18 protein-coding genes are annotated in these 14361 nt (G+C 36.4%); 1 reads left to right on the top strand and 17 read right to left on the bottom strand.

Annotation, left to right across the window (positions count from 1 at the left end):
• The first annotated feature begins 18 nt into the window (after positions 1-18).
• Positions 19-294 carry a hypothetical protein gene (locus AC4IFE_RS03025; RefSeq protein WP_490754769.1) on the top strand — a complete coding sequence of 92 codons (276 nt, stop codon included), beginning with the start codon at positions 19-21 and terminating at the stop codon, positions 292-294.
• On the opposite strand, the gene AC4IFE_RS03020 is transcribed toward AC4IFE_RS03025, so the two are convergent.
• The 17 genes from AC4IFE_RS03020 to AC4IFE_RS02940 all read right to left on the bottom strand — a co-directional run bounded on the left by AC4IFE_RS03020 (position 291) and on the right by AC4IFE_RS02940 (position 14236).
• The gene (locus tag AC4IFE_RS03020) at positions 291-683 is read right to left on the bottom strand and encodes a hypothetical protein (protein ID WP_490754767.1); all 393 of its coding nucleotides are present in this window, start codon (positions 681-683) and stop codon (positions 291-293) included. The genes AC4IFE_RS03025 and AC4IFE_RS03020 overlap by 4 nt on opposite strands.
• Before the next feature lie 21 nt (positions 684-704).
• Positions 705-2411 carry a hypothetical protein gene (locus tag AC4IFE_RS03015; protein ID WP_490754766.1) on the bottom strand — a complete coding sequence of 569 codons (1707 nt, stop codon included), beginning with the start codon at positions 2409-2411 and terminating at the stop codon, positions 705-707.
• Positions 2386-3027 carry a hypothetical protein gene (locus AC4IFE_RS03010; protein ID WP_490754764.1) on the bottom strand — a complete coding sequence of 214 codons (642 nt, stop codon included), beginning with the start codon at positions 3025-3027 and terminating at the stop codon, positions 2386-2388. Before AC4IFE_RS03010 ends, AC4IFE_RS03015 begins: the two co-directional genes overlap by 26 nt.
• Positions 3002-3334: a hypothetical protein gene (locus AC4IFE_RS03005; protein WP_490754763.1), complete on the bottom strand. Its 333-nt coding sequence runs from the start codon at positions 3332-3334 to the stop codon at positions 3002-3004. Before AC4IFE_RS03005 ends, AC4IFE_RS03010 begins: the two co-directional genes overlap by 26 nt.
• The gene (locus tag AC4IFE_RS03000; RefSeq protein ID WP_490754762.1) at positions 3334-3513 is read right to left on the bottom strand and encodes a hypothetical protein; all 180 of its coding nucleotides are present in this window, start codon (positions 3511-3513) and stop codon (positions 3334-3336) included. Before AC4IFE_RS03000 ends, AC4IFE_RS03005 begins: the two co-directional genes overlap by 1 nt.
• A gap of 5 nt (positions 3514-3518) precedes the next feature.
• Positions 3519-4337 (bottom strand): hypothetical protein, encoded by an 819-nt coding sequence (locus AC4IFE_RS02995; RefSeq protein WP_490754760.1) that lies wholly within the window; start codon positions 4335-4337, stop codon positions 3519-3521.
• 83 nt (positions 4338-4420) lie between these two features.
• Positions 4421-4669, bottom strand: a complete 249-nt coding sequence (locus AC4IFE_RS02990; RefSeq protein ID WP_490754759.1) for a hypothetical protein — start codon at positions 4667-4669, stop codon at positions 4421-4423.
• A 498-nt stretch (positions 4670-5167) separates the two neighbouring features.
• A complete protein-coding gene (locus AC4IFE_RS02985; protein WP_490754757.1) occupies positions 5168-5998 on the bottom strand; it encodes a DNA adenine methylase in 831 nt (276 codons plus the stop codon).
• A 161-nt stretch (positions 5999-6159) separates the two neighbouring features.
• Positions 6160-6582: a hypothetical protein gene (locus AC4IFE_RS02980; protein ID WP_490754755.1), complete on the bottom strand. Its 423-nt coding sequence runs from the start codon at positions 6580-6582 to the stop codon at positions 6160-6162.
• 1 nt (position 6583) lies between these two features.
• A complete protein-coding gene (locus tag AC4IFE_RS02975; protein ID WP_490754754.1) occupies positions 6584-7021 on the bottom strand; it encodes a hypothetical protein in 438 nt (145 codons plus the stop codon).
• On the bottom strand, positions 7002-7853 hold the full coding sequence (locus tag AC4IFE_RS02970; RefSeq protein ID WP_490754753.1) for a hypothetical protein: 852 nt from the start codon (positions 7851-7853) through the stop codon (positions 7002-7004). Before AC4IFE_RS02970 ends, AC4IFE_RS02975 begins: the two co-directional genes overlap by 20 nt.
• The gene (locus AC4IFE_RS02965; protein ID WP_490754751.1) at positions 7850-8758 is read right to left on the bottom strand and encodes a DUF6712 family protein; all 909 of its coding nucleotides are present in this window, start codon (positions 8756-8758) and stop codon (positions 7850-7852) included. Before AC4IFE_RS02965 ends, AC4IFE_RS02970 begins: the two co-directional genes overlap by 4 nt.
• Complete coding sequence (locus AC4IFE_RS02960) at positions 8758-10098, bottom strand: hypothetical protein (RefSeq protein ID WP_490754749.1); 1341 nt, start codon at positions 10096-10098, stop codon at positions 8758-8760. Before AC4IFE_RS02960 ends, AC4IFE_RS02965 begins: the two co-directional genes overlap by 1 nt.
• The gene (locus tag AC4IFE_RS02955) at positions 10076-10375 is read right to left on the bottom strand and encodes a hypothetical protein (protein ID WP_490754747.1); all 300 of its coding nucleotides are present in this window, start codon (positions 10373-10375) and stop codon (positions 10076-10078) included. The genes AC4IFE_RS02960 and AC4IFE_RS02955 overlap by 23 nt, the downstream gene beginning before the upstream one ends.
• A gap of 92 nt (positions 10376-10467) precedes the next feature.
• On the bottom strand, positions 10468-11280 hold the full coding sequence (locus AC4IFE_RS02950) for a hypothetical protein (RefSeq protein ID WP_490754745.1): 813 nt from the start codon (positions 11278-11280) through the stop codon (positions 10468-10470).
• Between the two features lie 50 nt (positions 11281-11330).
• A complete protein-coding gene (locus AC4IFE_RS02945) occupies positions 11331-13412 on the bottom strand; it encodes a hypothetical protein (RefSeq protein WP_490754743.1) in 2082 nt (693 codons plus the stop codon).
• A 2-nt stretch (positions 13413-13414) separates the two neighbouring features.
• A complete protein-coding gene (locus AC4IFE_RS02940) occupies positions 13415-14236 on the bottom strand; it encodes a Clp protease/crotonase-like domain-containing protein (RefSeq protein ID WP_490754742.1) in 822 nt (273 codons plus the stop codon).
• Between the last annotated feature and the right edge of the window lie 125 nt (positions 14237-14361).

Genomic DNA, 14361 nt, shown 5'->3' with positions numbered 1-14361 from the left:
TAAAACACTATAAATGATATGATTGAAGTAGAATATTTTAAAATATTCTTAGGTTATTTTCGTGCAACAGCTCTAAATGTTGCAGAATACTATTTTTTAAAATCTTCTTTAAAAATTGAGTTGCTGGTATTGAAATTAATAAAATTGGGATTTCCAGTTTGGACAAAAAAAAACACTTCTACTGTGACGAGTAAAAGTGTTATAAATAATCATTATTGCTTTTGCAATCATGACTTCAACTTTTGCAAAAATACAAAATTATTTATGGCTGAAAATCATCATTTATTATCTTAATACAAATTAAGTGAATAAGGAATATTAAGCAGGTAGCATTTTTCTAAAATATTTATTTCTCTATCAATAATCCCTTTTACTTCGCAAAGAGCTTCTTTAAGACTTAAACCTTTTTTAATAGAACGAGAAAACATTGCATAATATTGAGCATCGCCTTGATATTGAAAAATCCTTGTATTAAATTGTTCTCTCCAATATTCTAGCCCTTCAGAAACAATGAATTGTTTATCCTCAATTTTTAATGCGATAAGCAGATACTTAAGAGATTGATAAGTTTCTTCATTATAATTAGCCTGAATTGCCATTTCTTTTTGATAATCATTCAGAAATATTGTTGCTGAAGCCGATAAAAATTTAAGACTTTTCATATCACGTAATTTTAAATCCATAATCACGAATTTACGAAATTATCAATTATCAGGCCCTGAAAAAGTTGATTTTTTATTTTGGTAGATTCTTAACCACGGACGTCTACATAATAGGTATTTAAGAGCATCTGATAAATTTGTAGAATACATCGGAAGCTTTTCCTTAGGAAGTTTCTCAGAAGATTTATCCTTGTAAATTCTGGAAATTCCTTTTGCATTTTTCTTCACGATCTGCTTAGCCACATTCATTGAAGAGATAAGCTGTCGGCATTGATATTTATCAATCAGTAAACGAGGCAGTTCACGGTAATTTTCATTCATTAAAGCCTTGACAAAATTAAATTCAAGCTGCTGCTCAATATTCCCTTGATTTCTTGACATCAGATTTACCGTCCAACCCGTAGAAGTTCCGTCCGGCCATGCCTCCAGAAATTTCTTCATTTCGTTTGCCCAGTCCCGCCCTACATCCTGGTAGGCGTTAGCGGATCTGTCAAAATAAAAATCAATGACTTTCTTTTTATGGTGCGCAAAGAACTTCAGAAAGCGTTCGCATATCTTTTCGGTTTTCTGACTTAGAGAATAGATATTCTTTAAAACCCTGATTGTTTTTCCCTGATGCTGAGCTACAACCATCGAAATCATATTTCCGAAATCGGCTCCTATTTCTAAAGGTTTATCTGCAATACAATATTTCAAATCTGTTGAAAATGTTTCAGCATCATCACCTGTGCGATAACGGTAGTAATTCTCCCTGATAATTCCATCATCGTAAATATGCCGATTATCAAATGCCAGATAGAACCTTTGTCCTGCCTCTACCATCGGAGCCTGTGAAAGTACGGCCGTATTAAATTCAATTTCTCCCAGAGCAGCTAACGCCGTTTTGAAATAATCAAGCCTTAAAATATTAACATTAACAAATGATGATGCTCTATAGAAAAATGTTGAATTTACACGCAGTCTTGTTTTCAGAACAGATAATTTCTTCATCTTATTCTGAAGCGTGGCTAATAATTTTTTGTTTCTTTTCTTCGCAGCCCGGATCGTACTGGCTAAAGTTTTATTAAGTTCAAGAGAAATTTGCAATAGATATTTAATCTGCTGCAGCTTCATCTCTTTTTCTTTATCCAATATCCAGTCATATTCTCCCGGCATTATAATGTTCGGATAATCGGTTGTAAAAGTTACTCCCAGGTAATAAGGAGATTTAGCAAACATGGTAGCATCACCACGGAGTGCCGGGAACAATCTGTCAATTCTATTTTTTTCCAGATATTTTGTTTCATCCCCAGCCAGATGCTGGTAAGAGTTACCGGCTCCGGAACTGGGAGTATCCATAGAAATATAATTGAAAAAATTACCGGTAAATGTAGAAATAGTGTGCTTATACTCGTAAGGGGTCTTGTACGGCTTTTTAAAGTGATCTGGTGGCGGTTGATCTACAACGTAGTGAATACCCTCTATCCACCCTTTACGATTCCAACCTTCAATAATAGCCGGAACAACGTTTTTTAAAAGATTGGTGTAAGTGTTACCCACCAATGCAATGTAGCTATGAGGCATCTCATAGCATATATTCATTAACCTTTCGGAAAGATAATCTGTCGTTTTTCCCGTTCCCCTTCCAAGTACCAGGAAAAGGTTCTGCGGCTCCATAAGATCGGTGATCATTTTAAGCCAGGTAGAATACCTGACTTCAACATCATCATAGACCGAAAGCGAATCAATTCGAACCGTCTGGTTTTTCATCATCAAATATTTTAATCGGCAGAATCATTGCTTCCTGCTTTATTCTATCAATAGCTTTAGGAGAAAGTTCTTTTGTATTTTCGTCTATCCAGTTTTCAATATCAGTAAGGTCTTCATTAACTACATCAAACTGCTTCATGTCCATGGTGTAAACTTTAAGAGGTTTTTCAAACATAGACTTAGGAAGTTCAGGCGGATCTTCTTGATCCAGCTGGCGAAATTTATAAGCTTTATCTGCAATTCTTGAAGCTTTTTCAAAATCAGAAGCATCTTTAGACACAGCTCTTGCCATTTCATAATCCTGATCAAGTTTTGCAGCATAAAACTTTCTCCAGGCTTTTTTTGATATCTTATCATCGGCATTAAAATACTCGAAAGACTCATTGTATACGTCAATTGCTTTAATTCTATTTCCCTTAAGAGATTCTTCAAAAGTAACCAAGTGTTTTACAATTGCTTCTTTGGACCCGTAGATATCTACCCGGTTCATCATCTGGTAAATTTTCTCCAAAAGATTTACATATTGAATAAACTCTTCCGGAGCAGATGTACTCTGTCCGGCTTCAATCCATTTATATAAATCACCTAAATTATAATCGGTCAATCTCTTCGCCATACATTATTCTTTTCCTTAATTCTTCAAGTTTCTGAGAATCTCTAAGTTTTGCTAATTGCTGTATTGCAGTAATACTTCCCGCAGATGCACTTTTTGAAAGCTCTATTCCAGCTTTCGCATCAACCAATAAAATCCCACGATCATAATGATAGCGTACCCATGAGTCTTCATGTAAGTACTCAGATTTCATTGTTTTTTTAGGAACATCAAAATACAGGGCGATCTTCTCAATGCAGTATCCTGCACCGGAAAGATCTTCCAACTCCTCAAGCTGTTCCTGCGAAAATCTTACCTCATAATCTCTCATTAATTCATATTTAATCCTTTATAAGAGAAGAAAGCCGGTCCCTTTTTAGGAACCGGTTTCTTTGCAGCGAATAAACTTTTAAGCATTTCCAGTGAAATATCAACCTGCAGATCATTTTCACAATCCGATCTATGTTCCAGAGATTTTTTCAACTCTTTTATGCTAAAAAACTTGTGCATCATAATTATTTTTTGGCTTTCAATGTTTTATCAACCAAAGCTTTTTCTTTTTTAAGTTTTTCAAGTCTGATCTTTGCAGCATCGACTTCTTCCGGATTCTTGCTGGTATTGATCACCTTATTTGCTTTTGAAATATAGGATTTAAGATTACTCCCGCGCGTAGCCAATTCTTCTGCAGTAAGCTTTGAAATTTCAAGCTCAAGATTATAATCATCAAAAATTTCATGCTTTCCAAGGATCTGGCCAGTATCTGCGTAATGCTGTAGTTCTGCATGAATCTCTCTGTTTAATTCAAAATCCTCCAGAACCTGATTGGCAATTTCAAAGATTTCATTATCGTCAAGTAATGGATCTGCCAGGGAAGCCACTTTAGTAAACAGTTCCTCGTGACCGGCTTTATAGTTTTCGAACGCTGTAATCGCATCACCAACTAAAATTTTATATTCTTTAGGGCAATCCGGAGAACGAAGGAAAGTATATTGACCGTAGAGCTTCATTCCTTTTTGCGCATCCTGAGAAATCTCAGATAGCAGCTCCTGTACCTTATCTCTGTTTTCTTCCATGAAACCTTCAAGCGTTCTTTCTTCAATAACCGGAGTGGTCTCTTCCTTATATTTTCGGATATCCTGATCTTTTATCCCAAAAGATTTTTTCAGATCATATTTTAGATTTTCTAAACCCTGTTTGGAATATCCTTTATTATTGTAGGATCTTACAGAGTTCCGGCTTGCGGGGTTCTGCATTAACAAAGCTAAGCCTTGATTATATTCTTCCTGCGGGGTAAGACCTTCAGCAGTTAGGTATTTCAATACATCTTTACTCATAATTATTTTTGTACAAATTTTGACAATTGCTTGCAATTGCTGTGTTACATTAAAAAAGCCTGTTAAAAAAACAGGCTTCATTTTTATGCATCTTTCAGTTTCCTGAGCAGATCAGGATGTTTGCACAATAATCTTAAAATTTTTCTGCTTGCAATATGAAATTCTGATCTCAGTATCTTTTCTTCCAGCGACAGATCTCCCGATTGTAAATTAGCATCTTCGAAAACATGAAAGATCATATCTTCCAATTCTTCCGGAGAATTTCCGATAATTAAATTTTGAAGTATTGAATAAACTTCATTTTCAGCAGGTTTTGTTAGTTCTTTTCTCATGATTTAAATCAAATTTTTGTGAGTAATAAGAACGTACAAGTTTAATATACGCTAAAGCAAAATTTCGCTGTATAGCATAATGTTCAGAACCAGATGGTAAAATTACAGACAATCTTACATCTCCCTTTTTTAAAACTTTATACCGGAAAGAACTGAGTTTATTTTTGCGAAAGAATTCGCATGGTGTATCTAATTTTTTAGGTTTATCAATAAAACCTTTGAAAGCCTCGACGCTGGCCAGACGGAAAACATCCATGTTCGATGGATTATCTTCTAAATTGATTGTGTGAGTCATACGACAATTATTTAAAAGTTTAAACAAAAAATACCCCCGGGGGAGTTGACTCACCGTTACGAGAACGCGTTAGGGTATTACTACTCCTATACTCCTGGGGGATTATTATATCGAAAAAATATTTGCTGGGTTTATTCCCGTAGCGATGAGTCGGTACAAATATAGAATGTTTTTTGATAAATACAAAATAATAATTATCTGTATTATTTTCTATTATTAAAAATCATAATATCTTCATACTTTGCATTAAGTGTTAAAGTAGTATTCACTGAAATAGTAGTTGAGCCTGCAAAAGGGTTTCTACAATAACCGTTAATTTCCATCCAATCACATAATTCAATAATCTGGCTTTTATTACTGGTAAAATAAAAATATGGACTGTCTTCAATTGTTTTTAATACATTCAAATAATCTGACAATTTCCAATAATCTGTACGAGTATAGGTACTAGAATCCGTTGATAGGTAAGGTGGATCAACTAAAAAAACTACATTCTCTTTATTTTTATATTCGACATGTAAATCTCTATAATCCTTTTTTACCCGATTAACTCCCTCAAGATATCCATCCACAACATAATCAGACAATCGAACTTTATTATAAAATGTCTCTTTTTGTAGTTGTTCAAAACTTGTTGCATAATTCATTGAAAAGAGCAAACTTGAGGATATTGTAACCCAATCTATGAATCCTTCTTCTTTTGAGATTCTCCCGATTATTTCTGAATGAAACAGATCATCCAACCGTTCTTTTCTTTTCTCAGATTTTACGCAAATTTTTCTTATGTCCGACAGCAAAGCATTTGTTTTGTCTACATTTTCCAAACGATGCGTATACCCATCAAAATCATTATAAATAACTTCTGAATTTGGATAAAACTGTTTTACAGTGTGGCTTAATAGTCCTGACCCCCCAAACAAATCCACATAGGTAGCATCTGCAGGAAAATCTTTTAGAGCTTCTCTAAATGTTTTTAAGAATTTTCTTTTTTGCCCCTGAAAAGGCAGTGGCGCCTGTACATAATTGTAAGTCATATTTAATTTATATTTAATAATTGTATATTTGCAGCTCCTACGGTATTAAGCAACAAGCCAGCAAAAGAAGATTTTTTGTCCTCCATTGCTGGCTTGTGCTAATTAAAAATACCGTAGGAAGTTTTTTAATTTTGGAGGACATTTTTTAGGTCCCCACTTTTTTATTTACCGTTCAAAAGATTATTTTCCTGAGCCATTTTTTCAAAGATTCCACGAATCTCATCCGTAAAACCGAACGATAACCTTTTCTGAATGTATCTTTTATGCCTGAAAATCGGCTTATTGTGAACCGGTAAGGATTTCTTTTTTACTTTTCCAGCTTTTCTTTTTTTCGTAGCAGGATTATATCCTTTTCGTGAAACTCTGGCTTTCATATCGAGAAATCTGAAATTAATATTATGAGTGTAGGTTAATGTATCCCCCGAAACATTCATACTTCTTTTGTTCCACCTGGCGGACCGAAAACCCTTCATTTCACGCTGAGTATCTGCAAGAATAGAGTCCGCCTGTTCCTGCAGTATTTTTGTTACAAATAAGCCTTCAATAATTCCGATATCAGCGGTTCTTCTTTCAGATAGTGACATATTATTCTGTTAAAATATCCATACTCCAGCCATTACACTGTGCTTTCTTCTTTACAGGATCAATCGTCATTGAGGTAACATCAATATTACTCAACATGGGATAGCATCCTTCTTCTATTTTTTCCAAAACAAAATTGCGAACCTTAAACATTATCCTCAAAGTCCTGTCATATAATGCAACATACTCATCATTATTAATCGCAGAATAATCTGTTTTTTCAACAATATCCAACTGGAATATAGGAAGTGTTTTGAACGCTCCAATTTTCCCCACATGCTCATAAGAAGGGATTACTCCTACCAAAACCATTTCAGAGGTCATCATTTCAGCAGCAAAATCTGAAAGGTCAGAATCGTCGATCAGACTTATAGTCTTGACAATTTCCGGGATTTCAGATTTTATTTCTGCAAGCATTTCCTTAAGCTCTATTGGTGTCATTGGTTTTATTTTTTTCTTTGTCGTCTAATTCTTTTTTCTTCAATTCATAGAGCCTTATTAGGACCACCCACAAATTTGTTCTCTCTACTCCCTTATAAGGACCGAAGACCTGGCTTTCCGCCATATCGGTAATTATGTTCCTAAAGCCGGTACCTGGAATCGTACTTTCGAAACCTCCTGTATCTGGTTGAAAAATAATAGATAAATCAATAGAGTTCCCCATTACCATAATTTCGCCTTGGAGTACAAATGACTGCATAGAGGAAAAGAATAAAAAGAAACCGTATAAATGACGGATATCAACATACCTGAAAATACCTTCAGCTCTTTTTTTCGATACGCGGTAATTATAATCTTCATTTTTTTTCAGATAAAAAATAGAAAAAAGCATTCGTAAAGATTTTATATCTCCCGTTTTTGAGTAATAAATATATTCATCAAGACCATCAATGTATTGACCAAAAGTAACATCACTAAAGCCGTCTTCCGGACCATAATAAGTGTAAAACAATTTGTATTTCGGAAGATAGTTTTTCGTGAATTCTAATTTTATTCCGGTAAAATTTCCGTCGTCATCCTTATCAAAAAAATTGTCTATATATTCAGAAAGCCTGATTATATTTTCATATTTTTCAGGACTCTTTTTTTTAGATTTCCTTAGGTTTAACAGTGGATAAACCGCCATATAACACAGCTGATCATAACTGATCTGCTTTTCCTGCGCCATCCATAGCAGTTTTGAAAAATCTGCATATTGTTTAGCATCACACTCCGCCAGGTTCTCCGGCAGATAGAGAAACTTTTTCTTCTGAGGTATTTCAATTGCTATCATGTTGATATAAAATTATCGTCAATATCAAAATCCAAATCAGGGAGTTTAAAATCATCCCCCAGAACCGTCACCCGAAATGAAGTCATTTCATTCTCTACTTTCTTAAGATATCGGTTACAATCTTTTTCGAAAACCAGCGCAAGATCTGTCGGTAACAACCCAGACTTTGATTTTGATTCGGAAGACACCGTACTTTTTAAAATCGATTTCGGAAACATCTGGATATCCAAGTGTTTCAATCCCCATTCTATAGAATAATAAACCGCTGCTTTCTGTAAATAATTATAGAGAACTTTTTTATCCTTCAATGCATTTCTATCATTATAAAGAGATCCCCCAATTCTTGACAGCATTTCAAGATCCTCAAATTCTCTTAACCCAGGTAAAAGATTCAGGTATAGAAAATAAGACTCGTTTAAACCATAATGCGCTTCAAACTCTGCCAATGTCGGCACTATGAGGCTGTTATGTTTGTACTTTTCAAGATTAATAATAAGGTTGTTCTTAACCATGAATTTAAAAAGGAGATTCATATGTTTATAAAAAAACCTCTCTAAAGACTCATCGTGATTGGAAATCTGCCATTCAAAGGCTCCAACCTCATATTCGTCACGTCTCATTGTTCTCCCCTTATTGGTCATTGCAAGATCTCCGGTAGGAGCATAATGCATATATGCTTTAAAGGCGATAGCAAACTTCACTAACTCATAAAATCTTTGCTGGTCTTCGGGAACTGATTCAACACTTATAGCAGAATAGTTATTTTCACCAATAATATCTACTATTTCATCTGTGGCAATCTCAAGCGATGGCCGCATTTTGTCCCAAGATAAATCTGTATCGATTATACCTATCACTTTTTTAAGTGCTGGGGGAAATCCTTCCTGCTTAAATAATAACTTCATTATCTTGGAACTTTTAAATTTCTTTCGTTTTTAGACATTTCTTCCTGTCTTTTCGTTTCATCGTGGTATAATCCCATTTTTAGATTTTTACCGGGAAAATTAGCCTTTATAGCAGCATTCATACACTCCATTATGACCATTTCCGGAAGATCGATGCCGGTTTGCAGATAATTGTTTAGTGCGTAATACTGCTCAGATCCACTATTACTTCCGGAATCAGAAACATTTCCTATGGCATTATGCACACCTACACCTGAAGCAGTAGACGTATCTGCTTTATTAGCAATGGAAATCTGAGCCGTTACAGTATCGCTCATCTTCTGGTCAATCACCTTTATTTCCCAGCCCATTTCAAGGACATTGGCTCCTTCTACCACAAGAACCTGCTCGGAATGCCAAAACTTCCCGGCATTCTCTAACCCGGATAAAACAACCTCTATAGATTTCAGCATTTTTTTCTTGAAGGACTTAAACATTGATTCTTTGTAATCAACACCTTTTGCCTCACATTCATCTTTGATTTCGTCTCTTTTCTGATCCCAATATTCTTTTGGTGAAGTGATATGATATTTTATATTTATTGAATTTTTACTCAAGGCAGCCAGAAACTTCGGAACATTCGTGGATTGTATAATCCATGGAATAGATCCTAAAATATGTGGTATACTAAAAAATGAAGATGCGAAAGTATAAAGGTTGGAATACTTCATACTCAGCGGGTATTTAAAAGGATCGTACTTATCAAAAAAAGGAAAGGCATCATATTTCTCCGGAAAATCTTCCTGAGCTAACAAAATATGAGTAGGAGTATTTTTCTTTCCCGCAACGATCGGTTTTCTATCCGGGGAAATATGCTCTAAAGATTTTATCATCGGAGCCCTTCCTATTCTCCAGGCTCTATTTTGGATTACCTTTGTAAAGCAGCTTTCGATATGCGAAAAATCTGTTGTACAACGTGCAATATAATTTTCATAATCCCAGGTATCCAACCATCGCTGAACTTCAGGATCGGTTTTATAAACCCTTTTAAGCTGACCTTCTTCATCAAATGTTTCTTCGTATAGTTTAGGGCCTTTTCCCCAATTCATACCTGTTTTCTTATTCAGAATGCCCGGGGCAATTGAATTAGAATATACAATATTTCTGATTTGTACCGGAAGATCGTTATTTTCACCATACGGAAAAACCCTCCAGTCTCCATGGACAGCCATAAAGGGAGAAGAGGAAAATACATCCATTGCAAAATAAGGGTCATTTTGCTGTCTCTTTTTGTCAATTACTTCAAATGTAAAAGCACTCTGCCCCCCGACTATGGCATCATCTCCTAAAAACTCTATCATGGCTGATTCGTAAATTATTATTAACTGTCATTAAAAGCGGAACCCAGAACTGCCTGTACTCTCCTGTCCTCAGGTTTTGATACGCTATAAGATTCTTAGCGTATTTTGATTTATTTTTAGGTAATCCCTTTGTTAAAATCGCCTCTTCCACGACCACCAAACCTTCTGATGATCTCTTCGACCTGTCACAGCTTATGAAACTAAAACTGAAAGGAAAATTTTCAGCCGAAAGTCTTCTCATTAATTTTAAAGCATCGTAAACATTTATTTGTTCCATAGAGCAAAAATATCCTGTACATGCTCACTTTATTGTTACATCAAAAAAGCCGCATTTTTAATGCGGCTTTTAAATATTAAAATAAATGCGAATTATTTTCTGGAAGCTTCAACCAAATAAGTTTTATCAGCTTTTACTACCCTCAGATTAATTACTGAATCCTTAAGCGCAATCCAATTCGTTGCTTCTTTTAAGAATACTGGAACAGCTCCCGCAGGAGTGTTTTTCAATACTAAAGGAGCAGTACCCCCACCACCGATTAAGGTAACAATCTGGTCATGATCAAAGTCGGAAGAAACAAATTCAATATCTGCAGTAACAGTTGCTGCTGCCAATTGATAAACAGGACCATCAGCTTTCGAAAGTGTTACATTTTCATCAGCTACAGCTTTTGGCTCTGTAAATGAAACATCACCAGTATAAAATTTGATAAAATCTCTGTTTATCTGTTCCTGCTCAAAAGTTAAAGTATTAGTGTTCCCGTCTTTATCATCTTTTCCTGATACAGAAAGAACCATAGGATGACATTCTGACCCCATTACCTTCATTTCTTCTTCACCACCACAACCTCCATAGATGATCACAAAGCCTTCTCCCGTGAATTTTTTTATAAAAGAAATAGCTTCTTTAGTTGTTCCCGGATGCTCACCAATATATTTATTCATAGCACCCTTTCCATCAGGATTCCCGGAAGACTCAAAAGTAGCAGCCTGAGTAGGAGCTGTCATATAAATTTTGAAAAAATTGGTTCCTGGTTTGAATCCGAAGTTTCCAATTAATGTAACACCATCGGCATCAACGGTCGGCCACGAAATAATATCTTCAACCAATGCTGCAATAGCATTAGCTTTCTTTGGCGTGGGAGTACCGGCATTATTTTTTGATTTTTTTAAATCTGTTCTCATATTAAAAATGCGATTAACCTATACTTCGCGAGGTTTTTGGTTATTATTATTTACCCTCTTTCAACCTCATTCCAAGTTCCGTTGATGAAAATTAAGTCAATCCATTTAGCATGACCTTCCATCACATAATCAGAATTTACATTAATATTTCCTGCATCTTTTACTGTTAAAGCAGAACCAGCAGCTTCTCCTCCAAAAATTCGGATTGTATTCCCTTCAGAACCTCCTTTGATTTCAGCTAAATCAACAGCAGAATCACCCTTGTATATAAATTTATCTGAGTCTGAATAATCAATAGTAGCATCGGTAAATTCTACCTGATTAGAAACAGTTTCCGGAGCTTCAGTTCTTGCGATTTCTTTCCAGGTAGCTCCAACTTTGATCAAAGTCAAGGTTCCGCCGGATTTCAAATCGAAATCTGATCCAAGAAGCAATTCGGCATTTTTCTTCACCAAGGTATTTCCTGCCATGGAAATATTTCCTCTGATGAAAAGATATCTGCCAACATTTCCTTTGATGGAAGTAATATTTGTGGTAAAGTCTGCTGTTGGTGCAATTCTGTTATGATTCGCATTCACTACTCCGTTTCCGAAGTCAAAAACAGGAATGAAAAAGTTCTTATCAAAAAGCGGCTCCGTGTTCGACCATACTGCCTGAAGTTCATATTTTAACGGATTATCATCCGCAGTTTCCAAACCAATATGATTGATACCGATTCCCAACTTATAGTCTGCAAAAGCATAAACATCTCGAAGGAATCTTTCAAATGTTAACTTTGATTTTTCTTCAGGTTTAAACTCCAGCGGCTTCACATTATCCTTGAATGTGATAAAGAAGAATTTAGACCCTTCCATTTGGACCACCGGAACAAATTCAATATTCGGATAGTCACGAGGATTTTTTACTAAACCGGTGTAGTCATTATTTCCACCATAGATCTCACGATCTCTCGTTTGGTATTTTCTGATCCAATATGGTGACCAGTCAAATTGCAAGTCCATATTTCTTACATCCGGAGGTAATGCTTGTATAGCCGCATCTACGTAGTCACAAACGTTCTGCTCAGTTAATTCCCCCAGGTAATACGGTCGGAATTTATGGGTGATATCTCTGGCATCAAACAACTGTTTGAAAACGCCATTATTTCTGATTAAATAGGTAACCGGCTTATCGTAATCCGCCGGCTTTTCAGAGAATACACCTCTTACAAGTACATCAGCATCTTCAGATCTTGCTTTCTCAAGATATTTAACGATCACGAACTCAATAAAGCTCATTTTATAAGCCTGTGAACCCTCTCTGTTGAACTGATGCATCCAGGAAGTTTCCAACGCCTGAAGCTTCCAGTAGTTAAACTGTAAATCGATTTGAGTAGGACGAACCTCCATAACTTCCGGATGAATGGTCACGCCTCCTTTAGCCACCCAAACCGCTTTTCTAGGCTGAGTAACTTCTTCAACTGAAATAATAGCTGAAACCAACCGATCGGCAACTCCAAAAATCGTGTTTTGTTTCCACAGATCCGGCAGGTTATATTTTTTTTCAAAAAGAGATTCAAACTTTGAGGGGTATTCCGCCACAAAGCCTTTGATATCTTCATTCAAAGTATTAATTACCAAATCATTTTTGAAGTCAGTTTGTGGAGCTGACATTCCAGCAACAATCCTGGAATTCCATGGACGATCCATCGCAAATACCGCACCCTGCATACCCATAAGAAAACCTGCTACCGCAATAATTTTACCAGCACCAAAAACAGGGGCAGCTATATTAGTCGCTGCAGCAACGATGGTCTCCGGAGAATCTGCTAATTTTTCAATCAAACTATCTCTGGTGGCAACTTCCGCCCGAAGGCCGGTCACCTGAGTTTGAAGGTTTTCTACCTGAGCAGTAGCCACCGCAGTCTGCGCAGTACTGGCAACCAGTTCCTGCTGAACTTCCTGAAGTTGTGTTTTCGCATCGGCGACACCGGCGAGCTCTGCATTCGCCTGTTCAATGAGCGTGGCAGCTTCGGCTGTTCCTAAAAGACCAATGATCTTTGAATTTTGCTCTTCAGAAAGATCAACTTTGTTATCCTTCTGCTGTACTTTTGCGAGGCCTAACAACCCCGCCAACATAGTTAAAAATTTCATATTTATTTAGACTTTAATTTTTTAAGTTCTGATTTGGCGACTACCAGATTATAGGCATCATTTATATCGCCGATACTGTCTGCCAGTTTATTCTTGATGGCTTCTTCGGCTCTGTATGTAGCCCCTTTCAGCACTTCCGGTTTCACGCCTTTACGCGCCGCCATAACTCCGGCTTGGAAACGCTGGGCTAAAGGGGAAAGCTTTTCGATAAGCAGATCATATTTTCCGGCTAAAGCATCAATAAAATCCTGGTTCTTCTCTGAAGACTCTGGTGGGCGCACGATGATCAGTTCCCTTTCTGGCTTTTCAAATGAGATCATCGCGCCGATGGAGCCTACTTCAGCTGTAAGGTCATTGGAAAGCATAAGATGGTCTCCCAATAAGCAGGCTGCCCAATAATGCGCAGAATAAGCCTTGTCGATAAGACATACTACAGGTTTTGTTATTTTTTTTGATACATCTATAAAAAGAGGCATGGCATCGGCATTACCTCCATAACCATCAATGTGAGCAATGGTACCAAGTGAGTCAGGATTTGAATCGATTTTGAGAATTTCCTGGCAAATAGCATCGGCACCGTTTGAACACATGCCGGTATATTTTGTCATTACTCCCGTCATAGAAACAAATCCTACTTTATTTACCATTTTAACTTCGCCGGTGGACGGATCTACCTCGTTTTCTCCCATATAATAGGAAAGCTCCGGACGCTCCTCGTTGAGTTGGCCTCCTGAAAGCACGGTATCAAGCATTGATTTTAAATGACCATAGTCCTCCGTATGGAAGAGCCAAGTGCCGCCTAATATTTCAGACAATATTTTCATATCGCAAAACTATCGTAGAGCCTATGAAAAGTTTGTTACATTAAAAAATCACGGGATGTATTCTGGATGTGAAAAATTTCAACACAAAAAAAGTGCCTGACAGGCCAGGCACTTTATTCGCTTAC

The organism is Chryseobacterium sp. UF-81 (assembly GCF_058245105.1).
This window is presented reverse-complemented; position numbering and strand designations above follow the sequence as displayed.

Bases quoted from the DNA above. Each gene is read 5' to 3' on its own strand.
- AC4IFE_RS03025 (WP_490754769.1), top strand. From the start codon at position 19: ATGATTGAAGTAGAATATTTTAAAATATTCTTAGGTTATTTTCGTGCA.
- AC4IFE_RS03020 (WP_490754767.1), bottom strand. From the start codon at position 683: ATGGATTTAAAATTACGTGATATGAAAAGTCTTAAATTTTTATCGGCT.
- AC4IFE_RS03015 (WP_490754766.1), bottom strand. From the start codon at position 2,411: ATGAAAAACCAGACGGTTCGAATTGATTCGCTTTCGGTCTATGATGAT.
- AC4IFE_RS03010 (WP_490754764.1), bottom strand. From the start codon at position 3,027: ATGGCGAAGAGATTGACCGATTATAATTTAGGTGATTTATATAAATGG.
- AC4IFE_RS03005 (WP_490754763.1), bottom strand. From the start codon at position 3,334: ATGAGAGATTATGAGGTAAGATTTTCGCAGGAACAGCTTGAGGAGTTG.
- AC4IFE_RS03000 (WP_490754762.1), bottom strand. From the start codon at position 3,513: ATGCACAAGTTTTTTAGCATAAAAGAGTTGAAAAAATCTCTGGAACAT.
- AC4IFE_RS02995 (WP_490754760.1), bottom strand. From the start codon at position 4,337: ATGAGTAAAGATGTATTGAAATACCTAACTGCTGAAGGTCTTACCCCG.
- AC4IFE_RS02990 (WP_490754759.1), bottom strand. From the start codon at position 4,669: ATGAGAAAAGAACTAACAAAACCTGCTGAAAATGAAGTTTATTCAATA.
- AC4IFE_RS02985 (WP_490754757.1), bottom strand. From the start codon at position 5,998: ATGACTTACAATTATGTACAGGCGCCACTGCCTTTTCAGGGGCAAAAA.
- AC4IFE_RS02980 (WP_490754755.1), bottom strand. From the start codon at position 6,582: ATGTCACTATCTGAAAGAAGAACCGCTGATATCGGAATTATTGAAGGC.
- AC4IFE_RS02975 (WP_490754754.1), bottom strand. From the start codon at position 7,021: ATGACACCAATAGAGCTTAAGGAAATGCTTGCAGAAATAAAATCTGAA.
- AC4IFE_RS02970 (WP_490754753.1), bottom strand. From the start codon at position 7,853: ATGATAGCAATTGAAATACCTCAGAAGAAAAAGTTTCTCTATCTGCCG.
- AC4IFE_RS02965 (WP_490754751.1), bottom strand. From the start codon at position 8,758: ATGAAGTTATTATTTAAGCAGGAAGGATTTCCCCCAGCACTTAAAAAA.
- AC4IFE_RS02960 (WP_490754749.1), bottom strand. From the start codon at position 10,098: ATGATAGAGTTTTTAGGAGATGATGCCATAGTCGGGGGGCAGAGTGCT.
- AC4IFE_RS02955 (WP_490754747.1), bottom strand. From the start codon at position 10,375: ATGGAACAAATAAATGTTTACGATGCTTTAAAATTAATGAGAAGACTT.
- AC4IFE_RS02950 (WP_490754745.1), bottom strand. From the start codon at position 11,280: ATGAGAACAGATTTAAAAAAATCAAAAAATAATGCCGGTACTCCCACG.
- AC4IFE_RS02945 (WP_490754743.1), bottom strand. From the start codon at position 13,412: ATGAAATTTTTAACTATGTTGGCGGGGTTGTTAGGCCTCGCAAAAGTA.
- AC4IFE_RS02940 (WP_490754742.1), bottom strand. From the start codon at position 14,236: ATGAAAATATTGTCTGAAATATTAGGCGGCACTTGGCTCTTCCATACG.